15 protein-coding genes and 1 riboswitch are annotated in these 20,257 nt (G+C 72.0%); of the genes, 4 read left to right on the forward strand and 11 right to left on the reverse strand.

The window, feature by feature from the left end; all coding sequences use genetic code 11:
• The first annotated feature begins 96 nt into the window (after positions 1–96).
• On the forward strand, positions 97–2,454 hold the full coding sequence (locus tag AB0367_RS14455) for a S8 family serine peptidase (RefSeq protein ID WP_366226723.1): 2,358 nt from the start codon (positions 97–99) through the stop codon (positions 2,452–2,454).
• Between the two features lie 133 nt (positions 2,455–2,587).
• Here AB0367_RS14455 and AB0367_RS14460 read toward each other — a convergent pair whose 3' ends face one another.
• The 6 genes from AB0367_RS14460 to thrC form a co-directional block, all read right to left on the reverse strand.
• Positions 2,588–3,457, reverse strand: a complete 870-nt coding sequence (locus AB0367_RS14460) for a GNAT family N-acetyltransferase (protein ID WP_366226724.1) — start codon at positions 3,455–3,457, stop codon at positions 2,588–2,590.
• A 182-nt stretch (positions 3,458–3,639) separates the two neighbouring features.
• Positions 3,640–5,262: a chaperonin GroEL gene (gene groL, locus AB0367_RS14465; RefSeq protein ID WP_366226725.1), complete on the reverse strand. Its 1,623-nt coding sequence runs from the start codon at positions 5,260–5,262 to the stop codon at positions 3,640–3,642.
• A gap of 453 nt (positions 5,263–5,715) precedes the next feature.
• Positions 5,716–5,919, reverse strand: a complete 204-nt coding sequence (locus tag AB0367_RS14470) for a cold-shock protein (protein ID WP_366226726.1) — start codon at positions 5,917–5,919, stop codon at positions 5,716–5,718.
• 279 nt (positions 5,920–6,198) lie between these two features.
• The gene (paaN, locus tag AB0367_RS14475; RefSeq protein ID WP_366226727.1) at positions 6,199–7,872 is read right to left on the reverse strand and encodes a phenylacetic acid degradation protein PaaN; all 1,674 of its coding nucleotides are present in this window, start codon (positions 7,870–7,872) and stop codon (positions 6,199–6,201) included.
• Between the two features lie 93 nt (positions 7,873–7,965).
• Positions 7,966–8,976: a GNAT family N-acetyltransferase gene (locus tag AB0367_RS14480; protein ID WP_366226728.1), complete on the reverse strand. Its 1,011-nt coding sequence runs from the start codon at positions 8,974–8,976 to the stop codon at positions 7,966–7,968.
• A 354-nt stretch (positions 8,977–9,330) separates the two neighbouring features.
• Complete coding sequence (gene thrC, locus AB0367_RS14485) at positions 9,331–10,599, reverse strand: threonine synthase (protein ID WP_366226729.1); 1,269 nt, start codon at positions 10,597–10,599, stop codon at positions 9,331–9,333.
• A 13-nt stretch (positions 10,600–10,612) separates the two neighbouring features.
• A riboswitch (SAM riboswitch) is annotated at positions 10,613–10,758 on the reverse strand.
• A gap of 98 nt (positions 10,759–10,856) precedes the next feature.
• On the opposite strand from thrC, the gene AB0367_RS14490 reads away from it, so the two are divergent.
• A complete protein-coding gene (locus AB0367_RS14490; protein ID WP_366226730.1) occupies positions 10,857–11,777 on the forward strand; it encodes a glucosyl-3-phosphoglycerate synthase in 921 nt (306 codons plus the stop codon).
• Between the two features lie 27 nt (positions 11,778–11,804).
• Here AB0367_RS14490 and AB0367_RS14495 read toward each other — a convergent pair whose 3' ends face one another.
• The 3 genes from AB0367_RS14495 to AB0367_RS14505 are packed head-to-tail and all read right to left on the reverse strand — an operon-like array spanning position 11,805 to position 15,872.
• Positions 11,805–12,272 carry a hypothetical protein gene (locus tag AB0367_RS14495; RefSeq protein WP_366226731.1) on the reverse strand — a complete coding sequence of 156 codons (468 nt, stop codon included), beginning with the start codon at positions 12,270–12,272 and terminating at the stop codon, positions 11,805–11,807.
• 43 nt (positions 12,273–12,315) lie between these two features.
• A complete protein-coding gene (locus AB0367_RS14500; RefSeq protein WP_366226732.1) occupies positions 12,316–13,188 on the reverse strand; it encodes an ABC transporter permease subunit in 873 nt (290 codons plus the stop codon).
• Complete coding sequence (locus AB0367_RS14505) at positions 13,185–15,872, reverse strand: alpha/beta fold hydrolase (RefSeq protein ID WP_366226733.1); 2,688 nt, start codon at positions 15,870–15,872, stop codon at positions 13,185–13,187. The genes AB0367_RS14500 and AB0367_RS14505 overlap by 4 nt, the downstream gene beginning before the upstream one ends.
• A 77-nt stretch (positions 15,873–15,949) precedes the next feature.
• Here AB0367_RS14505 and AB0367_RS14510 point away from each other — a divergent pair, with 77 nt between their 5' ends.
• Positions 15,950–18,223 (forward strand): AAA family ATPase, encoded by a 2,274-nt coding sequence (locus tag AB0367_RS14510; RefSeq protein ID WP_366226734.1) that lies wholly within the window; start codon positions 15,950–15,952, stop codon positions 18,221–18,223.
• 44 nt (positions 18,224–18,267) lie between these two features.
• Here AB0367_RS14510 and AB0367_RS14515 read toward each other — a convergent pair whose 3' ends face one another.
• A complete protein-coding gene (locus tag AB0367_RS14515; RefSeq protein WP_366226735.1) occupies positions 18,268–18,630 on the reverse strand; it encodes a DUF3263 domain-containing protein in 363 nt (120 codons plus the stop codon).
• Positions 18,631–18,749: 119 nt separating this feature from the next.
• Between AB0367_RS14515 and AB0367_RS14520 the strand changes: the two genes are divergently transcribed.
• Complete coding sequence (locus AB0367_RS14520; RefSeq protein WP_366226736.1) at positions 18,750–19,403, forward strand: MarC family protein; 654 nt, start codon at positions 18,750–18,752, stop codon at positions 19,401–19,403.
• Here AB0367_RS14520 and AB0367_RS14525 read toward each other — a convergent pair.
• A complete protein-coding gene (locus AB0367_RS14525; protein ID WP_366226737.1) occupies positions 19,368–20,162 on the reverse strand; it encodes a PIG-L deacetylase family protein in 795 nt (264 codons plus the stop codon). The genes AB0367_RS14520 and AB0367_RS14525 overlap by 36 nt on opposite strands.
• Positions 20,163–20,257: the final 95 nt, after the last annotated feature.

A 20,257-nucleotide genomic window follows, 5' to 3' on the forward strand; every position in this document is an offset into this window, starting at 1 on the left:
GCATCGCGGCGCCGATGACCACCGTTTCCGGCATGCTCCCCAGTCTCCTTCCCTTCGCGCCCTGTTTTGTCGTACCCGCCACGTAGAGTCCCGACCATGGTTCCCCCCGAGGCCGCGCCCGTCGGCCCGCCGCCCCCGACGTCGCCACCGACGACGCCGTCGCGGCACGCCTGGGGCTGGTCGCTCGCGCTGACCATCCTGCTCGGGCTGTGGACCGTGGCCGTGGTCGTCGTGCCCAACGCGATCGTCTGGCTCATCGGCGACACGCTGGTCATCGAGGGCCTCTCGCTGCCGGTCGTGTTCTGGCCGCTGGTGTCGCTGCTCGCCGCGCTGCTGGCCGGGGTGCCGGCGCTGCTGCTCGCGCAGCTATCCCCGGTGCAGTTCGCCCGCACGGCCGGGCGGCAGTGGCTGCTCGCCTCAATCTTCGGCGTGCTGCTGGGCTTGGCACGGCTGATCCCGGACACCTATCACGAGGTCTACCTCGCCGCCCTCGCCGCGCTGGCCGCCGTGACCGCAGCCGTGCACATGACGGTCACCGGCCGGCTGGAGCGGCGCATCCAGCCGGACCGCTGGATGTTCTGGCTGTCGCTCGCCGCGGGCCTGCTGCTCCTGCTGCCCTGGCTGTGGGTCGGCTCGCTCGGCGGCGTCGTGGAGACGGTGCTCGCGCTGGTCGCCGCGCTCGCCGTGGCCTGGCTCGCGACCCGCCCGATGCTGGCGCTGACCAGCCGGGTCGCGACCTGCGGCGGCAGCGGCTGGGGGCGCGCGGCGCTCGCGGGCCTGCTCGCCGGGGTCGGCCTGACGCCGCTGGCCGCGGGCGTCGGCGAGCCGGCCGTGCAACTGCTCGCGCTGCTGTGCGTGCCACCGGTCGCCTTCGCCTTCGCCGCGTTGCGGCACAAGGGCGAGCCGTCGGTCGTCGCGCTGCTCACGCCGGTGCTGTTCGGCCTGCTGGCGCTCATCGACCCCGACGAGACGTCGCTCATCCTGGGGTTGCGCGACGGGTTGTTCTGGGGCGCGGTGGGCGCCGTGGTGACCGGCGTGCTGGCCCTGCTGGCCGCGATCGTGGTGCTGGTGGTGTTCCGCCGGGTGTGCTGGAGCCCCTGGCTCGCCGCGGTGCTGGCTGCCGTGGTCGCCGCCAGTGGCGCCGCGGTCTATGCCACGGTCGGCCGGCCCGGCTTCGAGGGCGAGCGGCTGTTCGTGGTCATGCGCGAGCAGGCCGACCTGTCTGGGCTGGACTCGATCCCGAATCACACGGACCGGGTCCGGCAGACGTATGAGCGCCTGGTCGCCACCGCCGAGCGCACGCAGGCGCCGCTACGGGCCGCGCTGCGCGCCAGGCACGTGTCGTTCACACCGTTCTACCTGGTCAACGGCATTGAGGTGGACGTCGGACCGGTCGCGCGCCCGTGGCTGGCGAGCCGCTCCGACGTCGCGCACGTGCTGCTCAATCCGCACCTTCGGCCGCTGCCGGCGACCGCGCCGCCGATGCGCGGCACGGCCGGCGCGCCGTCCGGGACGCCGTGGAACCTCTCGCTCATCGGGGCGGACCAGGTCTGGGCGCGGTATTCGACCGGCAAGGGCATCGTCATCGGCAACTCGGACTCAGGCGTCGACGGCACCCACCCCGCCCTGCGCGGCAACTTCCGCGGCGGCGACGACTCGTGGCTCGACCCCTTCGGCACCGCCCGCAGCCCGTCCGACCACAACGGCCACGGCACCCACACGATGGCCACCGTGGTCGGCGCAGGCGTCGGCGTGGCCCCGGGCGCACAGTGGATGGCCTGCGCGAACCTGCCCCGCAACCTCGGCAGCATGGCCAACTACCTGACCTGCCTGCAGTTCATGCTCGCGCCGTATGCGCCGGGCGCCGACCCCTGGCACGCCGGGCGTCCCGAGCGGGCGCCGCAGGTGCTCACCAACTCGTGGGGGTGCCCCGCGGTGGAGGGCTGCGACCTGTATTCGATGCGCCCCGCCATCGACGCCTTCGCCGCCGCGGGCATCTTCTTCGTCGCGGCGGCCGGCAACACCGGCCCGCGCTGCGAGTCGATCACCGACCCGCCGTCCAACTACGCGAGCACGCTGACCGTCGGCGCCGTGGACCGCAACCTCCGCGTCGCCGACTTCTCCAGCCGCGGCCCGACCCCCGGTGGCCTGACCAAGCCCGACGTCATGGCGCCTGGCGTGGACGTGCTCTCCGCGCTGCCGGGCGGCGGCTACGGCTACCTCAGCGGCACGTCGATGGCGACCCCGCACGTGGCAGGGGTGGTCGCGCTGATGTGGTCGGCCAACCCGGCGCTGGTCGGCGACGTCGTCCGGACCCGTGCGATCCTGGCCGCCACCGCCCGCCCGATAGAGCTCACCGGCCGGGTCTGCGGCCTCCCGGCCGACACGGAGGGCGCCGGCGTGGTCGACGCCCTCGCGGCGGTGCAGGCCTCGGTCGCCCTCACCCCGCCATGACCCCGCCCGGCCATTTCACGGCTCGGTCCCCGGCGTTGCCGGGGGACACGGGCTTCGGCGGCACGTGTGCGGGGCGGGATCGCGGCGGACCCACAGCCCGCCCCACACGCATATGCCGTGCCGCCGACCCTGATCAGAGGGTCTTGGTGCAGAGCCAGAAGACACGCTCCAGGCGGGCGGCCACCGCCTTGGAGTAGAAACCGATCGGACCCGCCCAGCCGATCTGCGCCGTCGCATGGCCGGCCGCGCGCTGGTCGGCAAGACAGCGGCGCAGCAGCACCCGGCCGACGCCCAGGCCCTCGGCGGCCGGCGCGGTGCCCATCGGGCCGAACCAGCTGGGGCGGTTCGCACCGTACGCGGCGAAGCCCAGGATCTCACCGTCCCGCACGGCGACGTAGCAGCCGGCGCCGCGCCGGTCCAGCGACTCCTCGACCTCCCAGGCCCAGCCGTCGCCCCAGATCGAGCGGACCCAGTCCGGGGCGTCGGCGCCAGCCGGAAGCACCTTCACGCCGGACTCCTCCAGGCGGGCCTCGTCGGCCGGGGCCTCCGGGCTGGACAGCGCCAGATCCGCGGTCATGTTCCAGGCCGTGTCCGAGACCTCGTAGCCGGCCCGGCGGGCCAGGCAGACCGCCGGGGTGTACCGCACGTCGATGCCCGGCCACGCGTAGCACGGCGGGTTGCCGCCGAGGCGGACCCGGTCCGCGCCGAGGTCAGCCAGGCGCTCCTCGGCGGCGCGCACCAGGGCGGAGCCGAGGCCCCGGCGCCGGGCCTGCGGCAGCACGGCGAGCAGCTCGATGTGCCCGAGCCCCGGGTCGGAGTCGTTGATCGAGGCGAAGACGACGCCGCTGCCGTCGGCGGTGCCCAGGCGTGCGACGAGCCGCCCGGCCGGCGGCGCCGCGAGCCGCGCGACGAGGCTCCCCGCCTCTGCGGCATCCTCCGGCAGGTCCAATGCCCGGGCAAACAGCCCCTCCGCTGCGGAAACGTCCTGGAGATCCACGATCATTTCGTAAACATATCTAACTGTTTGGCCTGGCAGGCGCCCTTGTCGCACGGATGTGAAGAAAACGAAACGAGCCGCCGACGACCCGCAACATGCGCACCACGGGCGTGGCGCGCGGGCGGGCACGGGGATGCGAAAGGGCGGGCCGACCCGAAGGTCGACCCGCCCTGACGAGAGACTTGGACTCAGAAGTCCATGTCGCCGCCGCCCGGCGCACCCGCCGGGGCCTTCTCCTTCTCCGGCTTGTCCGCCACCACGGCCTCCGTGGTGAGGAACAGCGCCGCGATGGAGGCGGCGTTCTGCAGCGCCGAACGCGTCACCTTGGCCGGGTCGATGATGCCCTCGGCCAGCAGGTTGACGTATTCGCCGGTCGCCGCGTTGAGGCCGTAGCCGGCCTCCAGGTTGCGGACCCGCTCCACGACGACGCCGCCCTCAAGGCCGGCGTTGACGGCGATCTGCCGCAGCGGGGCGTCGAGCGCGACACGCACGATCTGCGCGCCGGTGGCCTCGTCGCCGGCCAGGTCCAGCTTGTCGAACGCGGTCTTGCCGGCCTGCACCAGGGCCACGCCACCGCCGGGCACGATGCCCTCCTCGACGGCCGCCTTCGCGTTGCGCACGGCGTCCTCGATGCGGTGCTTGCGCTCCTTGAGCTCGACCTCGGTGGCCGCGCCGACCTTGATCACCGCGACGCCGCCGGCCAGCTTGGCCAGCCGCTCCTGCAGCTTCTCACGGTCGTAGTCCGAGTCGCTCTTCTCGATCTCGGCGCGGATCTGCGAGACCCGGCCGTTGATCGCGTCAGCGTCGCCGGAGCCGTCGACGACGGTCGTCTCGTCCTTGGTCACGACCACCTTGCGAGCGCGGCCGAGCAGGGACAGGTCGGCGTTCTCCAGCTTGAGGCCGACGGTCTCGCTGATGACCTGACCGCCGGTCAGGATCGCGATGTCGGTCAGCATCGCCTTGCGACGGTCGCCGAAGCCGGGGGCCTTGACGGCGACCGACTTGAAGGTGCCGCGGATCTTGTTCACCACGAGGGTCGCCAGGGCCTCGGCCTCGACGTCCTCGGAGATGATGACGAGCGACTTGCCCGACTGCATGACCTTCTCCAGAACCGGGAGGAGGTCCTTCACCGCGGAGATCTTCGACTCGACGATCAGGATGTACGGGTCGTCGAGGACGGCCTCCATCCGGTCGGTGTCGGTCACGAAGTACGGCGAGATGTAGCCCTTGTCGAAGCGCATGCCCTCGGTGAGCTCGAGCTCGAGGCCGAAGGTGTTGCTCTCCTCGACGGTGATGACGCCTTCCTTGCCGACCTTGTCCATCGCCTCGGCGATGATCTCGCCGACCGTGGAGTCGCCCGCGGAGATGGAGGCGGTGGAGGCGATCTGCTCCTTCGTCTCCACGTCCTTGGCGAGGTTGGCCAGCTCGTCGGCGACGGACGAGACCGCCGCCTCGATGCCGCGCTTCAGGGCCATCGGGTTCGCGCCCGCGGCGACGTTGCGGAGGCCCTCGCGGACCAGCGCCTGCGCCAGCACGGTCGCCGTCGTCGTGCCGTCACCGGCGACGTCGTCGGTCTTCTTCGCGACTTCCTTGACCAGCTCGGCGCCGATCTTCTCGTACGGGTCCTCGAGCTCGATCTCCTTGGCGATGCTCACACCATCGTTGGTGATGGTGGGCGCGCCCCACTTCTTCTCGAGGACGACGTTGCGACCCTTCGGGCCCAGCGTCACCTTGACGGCGTCGGCGAGGGTGTTCATGCCCCGCTCGAGACCCCGGCGAGCCTCTTCGTCGAACGCGATAATCTTGGCCATTCGGCGTTGTCCTCCTGGACACTCACGATTCGCCTCGACCCACGTGGGGCCTGCGGCTCACCGCCTGCTTTCGCACCTTCGAGGACCCAGCGGAATCCCCGGCGGTCGGGCCGGATGAGCCCGCGACGACCAGCCTCGCGGCGGTTGCCCACCGGAGGACTGCACCGTCCCGACCATTGGCACTCACCGGTTGCGAGTGCCAAGTCCCTGTTTAGCACTCTGGCTGGTCGAGTGCAAGCAAACCCGGGGTGACGCGCAAGGTGGCACCCAGCAAGATCAACTCGACGGCCCGCCCCCGTCAAGGCTGCCAAAAGGGATGACATTGGCGTAAATCACTCAAAGAGTCAAAAATAGCGCAATGATCACGCGAATCGCGCCAGAATTCCGGAAAAACGCAGGGCACCGCTCCTCGTCAATGAGGACGGTGCCCGGCGGGGGTGACTGCGGACTTGATCAGGCGAGAAGGCGGACCTGCTCCGCCTGCGGGCCTTTCTGACCCTGCGCGATCTCGAACTCGACGCGCTGTCCGTCTTCCAGCGACTTGTAGCCGTCCATCTCAATCGCGGAGAAGTGGACGAACACGTCCTGTCCCCCGTCGACCGCGATGAAGCCATAGCCCTTCTCGCCGTTGAACCACTTGACGGTGCCCTGTGCCACGGTGCACTTCCTCTACTTCGGTCCTGCTGCGTCACTCGGCTGGCGGTGGGGACCAGCCCCGGGCCTTCGGCCACAGCCGCCGGTTCCGGGGGTGGCTCCGGCGAGGGAACGACGACCGAACCGCACGGTACACGAGGTAACCCGAGCCCCGACAGGCCCAAATCGGACAGCGAGGTCACGAATCATGCAGTTCGAAAAGGTCGCCGAGCATGCCTTCTCCACGCGTTTCCTTGCAGAGTAAAACATCGCCCGGCGACTACGTGTTAGTAACCTTGGGCGCTACACGTGACGGCGCGACTGCACGACGCGGAAGCGGCTGGCCACGTAGGCACTGTCGGTGAGCGCGGCATTGGCCGCCGGATTGGCGCCGCTGGCGTGGAAGTCGGAAAACGCCGCCGACTGGTTCACGAAGACCCCGCCGGTAAGGTTGATTGAAAAATGCACACCAGCAAGCAGAGCGGCCTCTTCCATCGCGTCGAGGACCTCGTCCGATGTCGAATACACCGAAGCGGTCAATGCGCCCTTCTTGCCGGCAGTGTCGGCGAAGATCCGCAAACTGCCCGCCGTGGAATCGGTGGCGACAACGAAGGAAATGGGCCCGAACCACTCCGTCCCGTAGGTCTGGGCGTCGCTCGCGCCGAGTTTCCGGATGAGCGGCGTACGCACGATCGCCCCCTCGTACGCCGGGTGCGAGACCTCTGAGGATTCGAGCACCGCCTCGCCGACCGAGCCGGCGTTCTCGAGCCGCTCCAGCACGCCGTCGTTGACGATCGCGCCGGTGAGTTCGACGCCCTTGGCGGTGTCGGCGGTGAGAGCGCCCACCGCGGCCGCGATACCGCCCGCCACCTCGTCGAGGCTCTTGTGCCCCTCGTTCGTGGCGATGCCGGACGCCGGGACGAGGATGTTCTGCGGGGTCGTGCACATCTGCCCGGAGTAGAGCACCAGGGAGAACCCGATGTTGCGGCACATCCCGGCGAAATCGTCCGTCGAGTCGATCACCACGGTGTTGACGCCGGCCTTCTCGGTGTACACGACGGCCTGGCGGGCGTTGGCCTCCAGCCAGTCGCCGAACCCGGTCGAGCCGGTGAAGTCGATGATGCGCACCTCGGAGCGCAGCGCGAGGGCCTTGGCCAGCCCCTCGCCGGGGGCCTCGGCGGCCAGCAGCACGAGGTTGGGGTCGAAACCGGCGTCGGCGAGCACCTCACGGGCGATCTTGACGGTGATCGCGAGCGGCAGGACGGCGCGCGGGTGCGGCTTGACGATCACCGGGTTGCCGGTGACCAGGGACGCGAAGAGGCCGGGGTAGGAGTTCCACGTCGGGAACGTGTTGCAACCGATGACGAGGGCCGCACCCCGCGGTACGACATGATAGGTCTTCGACATGTGCAGCGTCTGGCCCTTGCCGGCGGGCTTCTCCCAGTCGGCCGCGGCCGGGGTGCGGGTCATCTCCCGGTAGGCGTAGGCGACCGCCTCCAGCGCGCGGTCGAACGCGTGCGGCGCACCGGCCTGGAAGGCCATGACGAAGGCCTGGCCGGTGGTCGCGTGCACGGCGTTGGCCAGCTCGAACGCGGCCCGGTGCAGGCGGGTGAGGATCTCCAGGCACACGCCGGCGCGGGTCTGCGGGCCGGCCGCGCGCCACGCCGGCATGCCCTCGGCGAGCGCGGCAAAGGCAAGATCAAGGTCCAGGTGGGGGTACCGCACGTCGAGCGCGACGCCGAACGGCGAACGCTCGGTCGACACCCAGTCGGTGATGCCCGGCTGGTCCTTGAGCGGGAAGCCGGCGCCCAGATAGGCGCGGAAGGCGGCCTCGCCCTCGGCGGCGGCGTGCTCGCCGTAGATCCGTGGGCTCGGCGACTCGGGGTAGTTGGACCAGTACGCACGCTCGGCGATCGCGGTCAGCGCCCGCTCCAGCGTGTCGGCGTGGCTGGCGAACATGGGGTGTGAGTTCTCCATGGCGCCATCCTGCCACCGCCTGGCGGAGCCGCCGACGATCTGACGATTTCCCCGGTGGCCGGATTCCCGAGGCAGACAAACCCCATTCGGGGCCTATTCGGGTGCCGGCAACTGCCAGTTGGACCAGAGCTCGGAGAAGCGGAAGCCCATCGCCTCGTTGATCGCGATCATGTAGGAGTTCTCCGCGGCGTTGAACGTGTCGATCGTCGTCACCGCCGGCTCGCGCGTGCGCAGGAAGCGCAGGTTTGCCACCTTCGCCACGACGCCCAGCCGGCGCCCGCGGTGCGCGGGGTGCACCAGGGTGATCGTCTGCCAGCCGTGCCAGTCCACACTCTTCGTCACCCGCATCGCGGTCCAGGCGACGAGCCGTCCGGTCGCCTCGTGGATCATGCCGGTCTGATACCGCCGGGAGCCCCACAGCGCGTACACGTCGTGCTGGCGCCGCAGCCGCTCGGCGTCGACCTTCTCCGGCTCGTAGTCGAGCTCCCCCATCGGCGTCTCGGCCAGGAACGAACTGTCGAGCGCGGCGAGGTCCTCGATGTAGGACTCCGGCGGCTCGTTGCGCCACTGCACGACGGCGTAGCCTCTGGACCGGGCCAGGCCGTCGGCGTACAGGTGGTCGACCGCGCCCTCGTCGAGATCGGCCAGCAGCAGCCGGCGCCGCGCGTCGGTCAGCCCGTTGCTCGCCCCGAACGCCTCGGCGAACCCGCACGGCGCGGGGTGCGAGGCGCTGAATCCGAGCAGGCTTTTGCGGCCGGCGGCCCGGGCGGCGCCCGCGGCGTGCCGGCACAGCGCGCGGCCGATCCCCCGGCGCCGGTGCGCGGGCCGGACTTTGACCTCGACGTGCGCCTTGTCGAGGTTGTCAAAGCGGGGCAGGTCGAGCTGGACGGTCCCGGCCGGCACGTCGCCGTCCAGCGCCAGGAACACGCGCCGCTCGACCCACGGCGGCGGCACCACGAAGCTCATGTCGTGCTGGTATCGGCAGTTCTCCGGCAAATCCGGCAGGTCCGCGCGCAGCGCGGCGTTGCCGATCTCGAATGCCGCGTCGATCGCCGCCGGGTCATCGGCGCGCACCTCGACGATCTCGAGTGGGTAGTGGGCCATGCCACCAGAGTCGCCCGCGCCACGAGGGCCCGGCAATCCATTTATGCCGGTGACCATTCGGGAGGAGGTCCGGGAAAGGTCCGGAAATTGGTCGAGAGGACGCTCGCCAACACCTCCGGTGTTGTGGTCGCGGGCTCACCGAGAAACCGGCTCGAGCCTCGCGGCGACACGTCCTCCCGCACGGAGCATCCTGGCGCTCGGGTCTTAAGGCGTCAAGTCCACTACCGAACGCACGGCGCGGCACCAGTTACGCTCGGTGTAGATCATCTCCACCAATCGGACGATCCATCCCTCGTCCAAGCGCGGGAGCGCTCCCTCAATCTGAACGCTCGGTAATCGCGTAACCCGAAAAAATCATCCGAGCAGACCGGCCTCCCGCGCCGACTTCAGCGACGGCTTCACCCGGTGGGTGGGCCCGACCCGGTCCGCCACCGCATCGAGGGTCTTGAGCCCGTCGCCGGTGTTGAAGATGACCGTCTCGGCGCTCGGGTCGAGCCGGCCGGACTCGACGAGCTTCTTGAGCACCGCGGTGGTCACGCCGCCGGCCGTCTCGGCGAACACGCCGGTGGTGCGGGCCAGCAGCTGGATGCCCGCGCGGATCTCGTCGTCGTCCACGTACTCCATCCAGCCGCCGCTGCGGCGCACCGACTCCAGGGCGTAGACGCCGGCCGCCGGGTCGCCGATGTTCAGCGACTTGGCGATGCCGCTCGGCTTGACCGGGGTGATCTCGTCGACGCCGTCGTGCAACGCCTTCGCGATCGGGTTGCAGCCGGCCGACTGGGCGCCGAAGACCTTCCACGGCGTGTTCGGCACCAGCCCGATCTCGACCAGCTCGGCGAACGCCTTGTCGACCTTGGTGAGCAGCTCGCCACTGGCCATCGGAATGACCACCTGGGCCGGGATGCGCCAGCCGAGCTGCTCGGCGACCTCATACCCGAGCGTCTTGGAGCCCTCGGCGTAGAACGGCCGGACGTTGACGTTGACGAACGCGGTGTCCTCGAACTCGTCGGTCTCGGTCAGCTCCGAGCAGAGCCGGTTCACCTCGTCGTAGGAGCCCTCGATGGCGACGACCTGGCCGCCATACACCGCGGTCATGACGACCTTGCCCGGCTCCAGGTCGGCCGGGATGAACACGGTCGACGGGACGCCGGCCCGGGCCGCGTGCGCGGCGACGGAGTTGGCGAGGTTTCCGGTGGAGGCGCAGGAATACCGCGTGAAGCCCAGCGCCCGTGCCGCGGTCAGCGCGACGGAGACGACCCGGTCCTTGAACGAGTGGGTCGGGTTGGCCGAGTCGTCCTTGACCCACAGCTGGGCGGTGAAGCCGAGCTCCTTGCCCAGCCCGTCGGCCTTCACCAGCGGGGTGAGCCCCGGGTCGAGCGTGACGCGGGTCTGCGGGTCGACACCGACCGGCAGCAGCGGCGCGTAGCGCCAGATGTTCTTCGGTCCCGCCTCGATCTGCTCGCGGGTCACCGACGCCAGCGCGGCGGGGTCGTAGCCCACCTCGAGGGGGCCGAAACACTCGTAACAGGCGTGCTGCGCGGCGAGCGGGAACGTGGCCCCACAGCCCCGGCACACGAGGTTGCGGGCCGGGGAGTCGGTGAAGACGCTGAGCGTCGAGGTCATGGCGGAGGCCTTCCTCTCATCTTTCCCAAGCACACGGGCGTGCACCGGGACGGATTTGGCACCTACCGCGGCGGACCTCAACATCGAGACACCATTGAGACGCCGCAGGGGTTGCCGGGGCTTCATCGGGCCGTATCCCTCTGCCCCTCTGGATGAGGTATGCAATTGTGGTCGTGCGCTTCAGCTGAGTGTAAGGGGCACCACCGGCGCCCGGGTATGAGTCATCTCACGACATGGGCACGGCTAGCGTTTCACCCATGCATCCGATCGCGGCCGACTGGTTTTCGCGGCGCACGTCGAGCTGGCGGGACTGGCCCGCCGACGGGCTGCTCGACGCGAAGGGCGACACGATGGTGAGCGTCGTGCTGCCCGCCCTGGACGAGGAGCCCACGGTCGGCGAGATCGTGACCGGCATACGGACCCTCGGCCCGCTCGTCGACGAGCTGGTCGTGGTCGACTCCGGCTCGGTCGACCGCACCGCCGAGGTCGCCGCGGCCGCCGGCGCCACGGTCCACCACCGCGACGACATCCTGCCGGCGACGGGCTCCCGCCCAGGCAAGGGCGAGGTGCTGTGGAAGGCGCTCGCGGTCACCAAGGGTGACATCGTGGTGTACGTCGACGCCGACCTCACCGACTTCCGCCCGCACTTCGTGACGGGCCTGCTAGGCCCGCTGCTCGACGACCCGGGCACGCTGATGGTGAAGGCCTTCTACGACCGCCCCCTGCTCGACCTCTCCGCGGCCGGCGGCGGCCGGGTCACCGAGCTCGCCGCCCGCCCGCTGCTCAACGCGCACTTCCCGGAGTTGGCCGGTGTGGTGCAGCCGCTGGCCGGCGAATACGCGGCCCGCCGCACCCTGCTGGAGTCGCTGCCGTTCGCCGCCGGCTACGGCGTCGAGACCGGCCTGCTCATCGACACCTTCCGCGGCCACGGCCTGGACGCGCTGGCCCAGGTCGACCTGGGCCAGCGCACCCACGGCCACCAGGACACGGCGGCCCTGGGCCGCATGGCCGCCACCATCGTGCACACGATCAACGCCCGCGTGTCCCCCGGCCACCCACTGTGGCCGACCCTGACACAGTTCGAGCGCCATGATTCCGCGGTCGTACCGCGGGTGACGCCCGTCGCCCACCCAGACCGTCCCCCGATGCGGAGCATCCCCGGCTACTCGCCCGCCTGATCCCCGTCCCGGCTCCTCGGCCACAGCTCACGAGTCGGGCACGAACCGCCACAGCTGGGTCGTGGCGGTGCCGGCGCCCGCGACGGCCAGGGCCAGGGCCGACCACTGCGTGGCGAGCAGCCACCACGGAGTGTCGATGATCGCGACCGGGGCGTCGCCGGTGAGGGAGCCCACGACCAGCGCGGCGGTGACCAGGAGCATGAGCACCAGCAGCAGGACCGAGATCAGGCGGAGCACCCACACGCCCGTGCGTCCGGTCAGGGCGGCCAGCACCGTGCTGCCGCCCGCGATCGTGGCGGCGAACGCGGCCGTCACCGCGCCCAGCAAGGTGAAGATCCGGGCGGTCTCCGCCTCGATCGGGCCCCTCGTCAGGTCGGAGCTCTCCGCGAAGTGGGTCCACTGCGTGAGGTGCGCCTGGTCGTAGTAGAGGCCCGCCGCCAGGGCGGCGAGCCCCACGACCAAGACGCACGCGCCACCGAGGGCGGATCTCCGCATGGACGAGCACCCTACCCGCCGGTAGGGTGCCGGCCGGCGGCGGTCAGCTCACCACGTCCTTACGCAGGAAGCGCCACCAGGCGATGGAGAAGAACAGGGTGGCGTAGGCCAGAGCCGCCACGCAGCCCTTGACCAGATCGCCGGTCTGCATGGGGCTGGAGAGCAGGCCCAGCCAGGCGTTCGCGTAGTGGGTCGGCAGCACGGTGCGCAGGTCTCCCAGCGCGGTGATCTGGTCGAGGATGTTCGACAGGATCTGCAGCAGCACCGCCCCGCCGACGGCGCCGAGCGGGGCGTCGGTCGACACCGACAGCAGGAACGCGAGCGAGGCTACGACCAGCAGCGTCACGCAGAGGTACCCGACGATCTCCAGCAGCCGCAGGACCCCCGTGCCCGCCGGGATCTCGCCGCCGATCGGGGCGCTCAGCGGCGCCCAGCCGTAGCGCAGCGTCCCGGCCAGCAGCGCCGTGGCCACCAGCGTCAGGATCGCGAGCAGGCTGTAGAGCAGCGAAACGGTCAGCTTGATGCCGAGCAGGCGGGCCCGCGGCACCGGCATCGCCAGGAGGTACCGCAGGCTCCCCCAGCTCGCCTCGCCGGCCACCGTATCGCCGCAGAACAGCGCGACCACCACGACCAGCAGGAAGCCCGCCGAGACCAGCAGCGTGAAGAGGGTGAAGTTGGGGCCGCCCGACGTGGCGAGGTCGGACAGGCGGGAGAACTCGCCGCCCGGGCCGCCCTCGTCGCGATTGTTGGCGCTGTTCAGCTGGAACGCGGCCAGGATGATCAGCGGCAGCAGCACCATGAAGCCCAGCGCCAGCTGGGTGCGCCGGCGGGAGGCCTGCCGGCGGATCTCGGTCCACAGCGAGAGGGTGGCGCCCGGCCGGTACCCGACCGCACCCCCCACGACGTCCGTACTCACGATCGCTCCCCACTCGCCTTGGTGTCCCCGCCCACGAGGGAGAGGAACGCGTCCTCCAGCCGCCGGCGCGGCGCGACCCGGTCGATGCCGACGCCGGCGCGCACCAGGGCCGCCACCACCTCGGCGCGCGGCGTGCCGTCGATGTCGACGACCAGGCCGCGCCCGCCGGACCAGGCCACCGCGCGCACGCCGGTCAGCTCCTGCAGCACCTTCTCGGCGGCGTCCACGTCGGACACGTCGAGCTGCACGCTCGGCGAGTCGCCGACGATATCCTCGACCGGCCCGGCCGCGACGACCTCGCCCTTGTGCATGACGACCACGTCGGTGCAGGTCTGCTCCACCTCCGCGAGCAGGTGGCTGGAGACCAGCACGGCGCGGCCCCCGGTGGCGTAGCGTCGCAGCACCTTGCGCATCTCGGCGATCTGCGGCGGGTCGAGCCCGTCCGTCGGCTCGTCGAGCACCAGCAGCTCCGGCAGGCCCAGCATGGCCTGCGCGATGGCGAGCCGCTGCTCCATGCCGTGGCTGTACGTGCGCACCCGCCGGTGCACCGCGGTGCCGAGCCCGGCGATGTCGTACGCCTCCTCGAAGTGCGCGTCGGCGGCGGGCCGGCCGGTGGCCCGCCAGTACAGCTCGAGGTTCTGCGCGCCGGTGAGGTGCGGCAGGAAACCCGGCCCCTCCACCAGCGCCCCGACCCGCGACAGCACCGGCGAGCCGGGCAGTAGCCGGTGCCCGAAGACGAAGATCTCGCCGGAGGTCGGGCGGGTGAGGCCCATGAGCACGCGCAGCGACGTGGTCTTACCGGCGCCGTTCGGGCCGAGCAGGCCGACGACCTGCCCGCGCCGCACGGTGAAGTCCACCTTGGACACCGCGACGAAGTTCTTGTACTCCTTGCGCAGCCCCCGCACCACCAGCGGCGTGTCCACGTGCTCGGCGGTCACGCTGCGGTCAATGCGCCGGGCCCGGCGGCGGGCGATCAGCAGCACGACGGCGAGCCCGATCGCGATGGCGGCCACGAGTGCGGCCAGCACGTACCGCCAGATCGCGTCGGGGCTGGCGATCGGCGTCCCGGCGATGGCGGGCAGCGTGATCGCGCCGTCGACCGCGACCGAGTACACGACCGGCTCCGGCGGCGCCCAGTACCCCGAATCGGCCGTCGCGACCGTGACCCGCACCCGGCTGCCGGCCTCGAAGCGGTGCACGACCGCGGGCAGGGTGACGCTCACCGGTACGGCGTCGGCGATGTCCTTCGGCAGGCCGGTCAGATGGACCGGGGCGATCAGCCCGTCCGGGATCGACGGCGCGCCCTTGGCCGGCACGTCGTAGAGCTTCACGAACAGCGTCGCCTCGCCGGTCGGCGACGCCGCCCGGATGCGCACCCTCGGCGCGCCGACGGTGTCGAGCGCGGCGCCGAGCGGCTCGGAGACGAAGTCGGCGTGCTGGCCGGGGATCTCCTGCGCCAGGCCGCCGACGCCGAGCAGGCTCGACAGGCCCGCGATCGGCAGCGACGAGATCGGCGCCGGGTTTCCGTCCGGCGGGTTGGCGATCTGCCGGGCCGGGCCCAGCAGGTCGACGGTGGTGCCGGCGCCGTCGAGGCCGGGGTAGTCCTCGACCGAGGAGGCGGCGGTGACCAGCCCGCGGCCCTGCGCGTTGAGGCCGGCCACGCGCGAGTAGGTGAAGCTGGTGCCGGGCGCCTTGCCGTTGCCCTTGAGGTAGTGGTCGAGCCATTGGCCCGTGAGCTGCCGCAGCCGATCCGCCTCGGACTGGGGCCCGGTCCCGCTGTCGTGCCCGCCCGTGTACCACGCCACCCGCACGGGCGTGCCGTTGGCGGCGATGCCGCGCGCGTTGGCGTCGCCCTCGCTCAGCGGGAACAGCGTGTCGATCTGGCCCTGCACGAGCAGCGTCGGCGCCTTGATCTTGTCGAGCACCTGCGACGGCGACGACTTGCGCAGCAACGCCTCGGTGGCGGGGGTGGCCCGGCCGGTTGTGGCGAGGTCGAGGTACGCGTGGCAGACGTCCTTGGCGAAGCGGCCGCACTGCGGATCGTCGGGGTTCTCCGAGGCCCCGAAGAACTGCCCGGCCCACTGTTTCTTGAAGACCCCGCCCGGCAGGAAGACGTTCACCAGGTCGTTCCACGTGATCATCGACACAATCGCGTCGACCCGGGTGTCCTGCGCGGCGAGCAGCAGCGACAGCGCCCCGCCGTATGATCCGCCGACGGCGGCGACCCGTGGGTCGGTGCCGTCCTTGCGAATGTCGGGCCGGGCCGCGAGCCAGTCGATGAGCCGCTGGGCGTCCTTGACCTCCCAGTCCGGGCTGTCGACGTGGATCTCGCCGGTGGAACGGCCGAAGCCCTGCGCGCTCCAGGCGAGCACGGCATAGCCGAGGTCGGCGAACCGCTCGGCGTCGCCGCGCACGCTCTGCTTGGTGCCGCCGAAGCCGTGCGCCAGCAGGACGGCCGGCACCGGGTCGGCGGCGCTCGCGGACTTGGGCAGATACAGCGTGGTGTCGAGGGTGACCTCGGCCGAGTCGTCCGGCCCCGTGCGCACCGTGATCAACTGGTCGATGGCGCGGAAGCTCTTCGGCTTGGGCACGACGGCCCAGCCGACCAGCCCCGCCACGAGCACGACCACCACGGCGCCGACGATGAGCTGGCGCCGGCTGGGGCTCGGCAGGCGAAGTCGCATTGACCAAACGTACGCACCGGATGTTGCCCGCGACGCGAACACTCAGTCCCTTCACAGCAACGGCTACGCTCGTCTTCGTGTCGGCAACCTTGACGCTCACTGCCAGCCTGCGCCCGGCGGCGCTCGACGCCCGCCGCGGGGTCGTTCGCCTGCATCCGGAGGTGATGACCGCGCTCGGCCTGCGCCCGGGCGACTCGATCTCGCTCGTCGGCCGCCGTACATCGGCCGGGATCGTCGCGGTGGCCGAGCCGGGCGCCAGCCGGGCCCTGCTCTACGCCGACGACCTGGTGCTGGGCAACATCGGACTGCGCGACGGCGGGCAGGTGGCCGTCGCCGCCGCCCCGCTGCGCGCCGCGCAGACCGTCACCCTGTCCGGCCCCGCCGAGATCATGGCGGTCGTCTCGCCCGAGATGCTGCGCCTGGCCCTACTCGGCAAGGTCGTCACGATCGGCGACAACGTGTCGCTGCTGCCCCAGGACGTGTCGCTGGGCACCCTGCCGTCGTCGTCGGCGGTGCGGCCGGCGGTACACATGGTGGACCGCGGCCTGGTCGAGGCGGCCCGGCGCAGCCTGTCCAACACCGTCGGCTACGCCTGGACCAGCGCCCTGCTGACCGTCGCCGGCGCCAACCCGGGCCAGGGTGCGCTGGTCACCATGGACACCACGGTCGGCTGGGAGCATGGCCAGGCCACGCACGCCCCCGGCAGCGTCATGGCCACGCCCGCGTCAGGGCCGGCCGCCGTACCGGTGGCCACGCCGGCGGGCGGCGCGCCCGCCACGCCGGCGCCCACCCTCGACGACCTGCCGGGTCTGCGCGCCCAGGGCGAGCAGCTGATCGAGCTGCTGGACCTCGGCTTCCACCACGGCGAGGTGCTGGCCAAGCTCGGCACCACGGTCTCCCTCGGCATGCTCGTCACCGGCCCGGCCGGCTCGGGCAAGTCGGCGCTCGTGCACGCCGTCGGCCGCGAGGTCGGCGCGCAGGTCATCGCGCTGTGGGCGCCGGAGATCGCCGCGCTGACCAACAACGACGCGGCCGGGCGGCTGCGCCGGGCCGCCGACGAGATGCGCGCCCCGGGCCCGGCGATCCTGCTCATCTCCGACGTCGACGCGCTCGCCCCGCGCGACCAGCCTGGGCCGCTGGCCACGGTCTTCCGCCAGCTCCTCGCCGAGCTGATCCGGGAGGGCGAGGCGGTGGTGTGCACCACCAGCCGCCCCGAGGCGGTCGACCCCGCCCTGCACTCCCCCGAGCTGCTGGCCCACGAGATCTCGCTGCCGCTGCCCGACGCCGCGCTGCGCCGCGAGCAGCTCGCCGTGCTCACCCGCGGCATGCCGCTCGACGATGACGTACGCCTCGACGAGGTCGCCTCCCGCACCCCCGGCTTCGTCGCCGCGGACCTCGCGGCGCTGGCCCGCGAGGCGGGGGTGCGGGCGGCACTGCGCCACCGCCGCGAGAACGAGACCCCGCGCGTGCTCATGGCCGACTTCGACGCCGCGCTGGAGGTGGTCCGCCCGACCTCGATGGCGGAGAGCTCCCTGGAGCTGGCGAAGGTCACCCTGGACGACGTCGGCGACATGGTCGAGGTCAAGCAGACGCTCACCGAGTCGGTGCTGTGGCCACTGTCGTATCCCGACGCCTTCTCCCGCCTCGGTGTGGAGCCGCCGCGTGGCGTGCTCCTCTACGGCCCGCCCGGCTGCGGCAAGACGTTCCTGGTCAAGGCGATCGCCGGCACCGGCAAGGCCAACGTCCTCTCCGTCAAGGGCGCGGAGCTGCTGTCGAAATGGGTCGGCGAGTCGGAGCGGGCCGTGCGGGAGCTCTTCCGCCGCGCCCGGGAGGCCGCCCCCACGCTCGTCTTCCTGGACGAGATCGACGCCCTGGCCCCGATCCGCGGTCAGGCCACCGACGGCGGCACGACCGACCGGGTCGTGGCCGCCCTGCTCACCGAGCTCGACGGCGTGGAGTCGCTGCGCAACGTGGTGGTCATCGGCGCCACGAACCGCCCCGACCTGGTCGACCCGGCAATGCTGCGCCCCGGCCGCCTGGAGCGCCTGGTCTTCGTGCCGCCCCCGGACGCCGACGCGCGGGCCGAGATCCTGCGCGCCGCCGCGAAGTCGGTGCCGCTCGCCCCTGACGTCGACCTGAAGGCCTTGGCGACCTCGCTGGACCGCTTCTCGGCCGCGGACTGCGCGGCCCTGATCCGCGAGTCGGCCCTGGCCGCGATGCGCGAGTCGCTGGACGCCACCGAGGTGACGGCGGCCCACGTCGAACTGGCACAGGAGCGCGTCCGCCCGTCCCTGGACCCGGCGCAGGTGGCCTGGCTGGCGAACTACGCGGAGCAACAGAAGACCCGCTGACCCCGGCAAGTAGCGTCAGGCGGCGGCGATGGGCACCCGCGGGCCTAGCGGCGGCGGGTGCGGGAGGCTCGTAGGCGGCGCAGGCGCTGGACCACCGTCGCGTCGTGCGCCAGCGCCAGCGGGTCGTCGAGCAGCGCGTTGAGCAGCTGGTAGTAGCGCGTCGCGCTCAGCCCGAACGTGTCGCGGATCGCCTGTTCCTTCGCGCCCGCCTGGCGCCACCACTGCTTCTCGAACGCCAGGATCCGCTTGCCGCGCTCGTCCAGCTCGGCCGGCTCCTCGGCGACGGCGATGTCCCGGGGCGACCCGGCCTCGTCGTCCGCGGGCTCGTCACCGTCGACGAAGTCGTCGACGTCCTCTGCGGACGGCTGGGCCGGGACACGGGCAGCGGCGAGGTCGTCGCGCTTCATCGTCCCTCCTGGCAGCTCATCCGGTACGCACCACCCTAATTGCCACGCCCCCGATCACCCACCCCACAACGCGGGCGTCGCGCCGGGTGTGAGGCGGGCGACGGCGGGTAGAAGGCCGGGTGTCGCACACGGACCTGGCGATCCTGTTGCTGCTCGCACTCGTCGGTCTCTACCGCCCGGTCGGCGCCGGTTCGTCGTACGCCGCGCTGCTGCAACCCTTCGACGACGGGCAGCGGCGCCGGCTCGCGGTCGGGTTGTTCCTCGGCGTGGCCGGCGTCGCGGTGGTCACGCTGCTCGTCGTCGAGCCGCTCCTGGAGCTGATCGGCCTGCCCGCCGCCGCCCTGTCGGCCACCGGCGGCATCACGCTCATGATCGCCGCGCTGCCGCTGATGCTCGGCCGCGCCACCGACCCCGACCGGCAGGTGACGGCGCCGTCCGGCAAGAGCTGGCGCCAGGTGGTCGTCATGCCGCTGACGTTTCCGCTCACGATCGGCGGTGCCACGATCGCCGTGCTCATCGGCTTCCGGGCCGAGTCCCACGGCCCCGCCGGCGTGCTCGCGCTGATCGTCGCCGCGCTGCTCTACTCGGCGGTGGCCGGCGTCTGCGTGCTCGTCGCCGGGCGGGCCGGCCGCCGGCCGGCCGACCGCGCCCGCGCCGTGCAGGACCGCGTCGCGGGCATGCTGCTCACCGCGATCGCCGCGACCCTTCTGGCCAGCGGCTTCACCCGGCTGGTCGAATCAGTCCTGCACGGCCTGGGACGACACGGCCGCTGAGAAGATGTCCGGCTCGGGCGCGCCGCCGTCCCAGGCCGGAACGACCCGGCGCAGGTGGTCCGAGGTGAGGAAGGCCCGCCGCAGGTCGTCCGGCATCCCTTCGTAGGGCGAGACCTGCGACGCGTGCGCCGCGATCGCCCGCTCCCGCCGAGCCAGGTGTCGCCCGGTGTCCACGATGGTGGTGACGAGCTCGTCCGGTGTCCCCGGCACGTCCGCCTCCAGGTACGGCGAGTCTGGGCGCTCGCCCGCGAGGTGCAGCAGCCAGCGGCGCATCAGCGAGCGGGGCAGGCATTGCAGGTACACCCGCGGCACCCGCCACTTCGAGCGCCCGACCGCGGCGAGCGTCGCGTCCCGGATCACCGCGTGGTCGCGGTGCCCGTCGCCGGCGTCGAGGGTGACGACCACGTGCGGCCGGAAGTCCTCGATGTGCGCCAGCACCCGGCCGGCGACGACGGCGGGGTCCGCGCCGGCGAGGGTGCCGGGCCCGGGCGGCCCGGCCATGCCGGAATCGGCCAGGCCGAGCAGGTCCACTCTGGCCACGCCCAGCAGCTCGGCCGCGGCACGCAGCTCCCGCTCGCGCTCCGCCGGCAGCTCCGCCGCGGTGACGCCGCTGCCGGGTGCCGGCTCGCCGGCCTCGCCCCGGGTGGCGCAGACCACGGCGGTCGTCGCGCCGGCCGCCGCCGCGTGCAGCAGCAGCGATCCGCACCCGAAGGTCTCGTCGTCGGGGTGCGCCACCACGACCATCAGCCGAGCGTGCATACGAACTCCTTGATCGCGCCCCGGACCACGTCGCCGGTGTCGAGATCGGCGCGGGTGATGCCCGCCTGGGTCGTGCTCGTCATGGCAGCTGCCTC

Origin of the sequence: Dactylosporangium sp. NPDC051484, from assembly GCF_040689395.1 — a bacterium.
Lineage (GTDB): Bacteria > Actinomycetota > Actinomycetes > Mycobacteriales > Micromonosporaceae > Dactylosporangium.